Here is a 1,253-nt window from a genome sequence, read left to right on the forward strand (position 1 = left end):
ATAACCGTTGCCTCACTTTCTAAAACGGTTTGAATTAATTCTTTTTTTGTAGCTAATTTTTTATTTAAGTTGTCGATTTTATCCATTAACCAACTCGAAGTTATTCCTTCCATTGGTAATTCTCTTGCGGGATAAATATCTAATAAAATTATTTCATCAAAAGCAGCTAAGCTTTTGGCAAAATCATCGGCAAAATCTTTAGTTCTGCTAAATAAATGGGGTTGAAAAATAGCCAAAACTTTTTGGTTTGGATACAATTCTCGAACCGCTTGATGAACCGCATTTATTTCGGTTGGATGATGCGCATAATCATCAATATAAATTAATTTTTCACTTTTAATTTGATACGAAAATCGGCGCTTGATTCCTTTAAATGAGCGCAAAGCACTAGTAATGTTTTCAGTTGGGAGGCCGAAAGTTTTTGCCATTGCCAATGCCATTAACGCGTTCATTAAATTGTGTTTTCCGGGTAAGCCGAATTCAATATTTTCTAAAGTTTCTGTTGGTGTTTTTACATCATAAACGTATTGACTATTAATGATTCTTATGTTGAAAGCGGAGAAATCAGCAGCTTCATTTATCGCACAAGTAATTCCTTTTAAAGGCAATCCTTTTGTGACGAAAAGCTTGCTTTTGTCTTCTACTTTATCTGCAAATTCTGTAAAGGAAGCTTCAATCGCCGATTTGTCTCCGTATATGTCCAAATGGTCTGCATCCATTGAGGTTACGCAAGCTATATCGGGATGCAAATGCAAAAAAGAACGGTCAAATTCATCAGCTTCGACAACGGTTATGGTTTTTCCGTTTCCTATTAAATTTGAATTATAATTTTCGACAATTCCGCCAACAAAAGCGGTTACATCTACGCCACTTTGGTATAAGATGTGTCCTAAAATACTAGAAGTTGTTGTTTTTCCGTGTGTTCCAGCTACCGCAAAACAAAACGTATCTTTTGTTATAATTCCAAGAACTTCGGCTCTTTTCTTTACTTCATAATCTCTCTCCAAGAAATAATTCCATTCCGAATGTGTTTTTGGAACTGCTGGAGTGATAATTACCAAGGTGTTTTCTGGATAGTAATCAGCAGGAATTAAATCGATTTTATCCTCAAAATGAATGTCAATCCCAAGCTGCTGTAAGTCTATTGTAAGTTCGGTTTCGGTTTTGTCATAACCAGACACATTCTTGCCAATGGCTTTGAAATAACGTGCCAAAGCACTCATCCCAATTCCTCCGATTCCTATAAAATAAAC

1 protein-coding gene is annotated in these 1,253 nt (G+C 35.4%); it reads right to left on the reverse strand.

Features of this window, described 5'->3' with window-relative positions; translation table 11 throughout:
- The coding region (gene murC, locus EKL98_RS16330) for a UDP-N-acetylmuramate--L-alanine ligase (protein WP_126563181.1) at window positions 1-1,253 on the reverse strand (1,253 nt) is incomplete at both ends.

It is taken from the genome of Flavobacterium bomense (assembly GCF_003970355.1).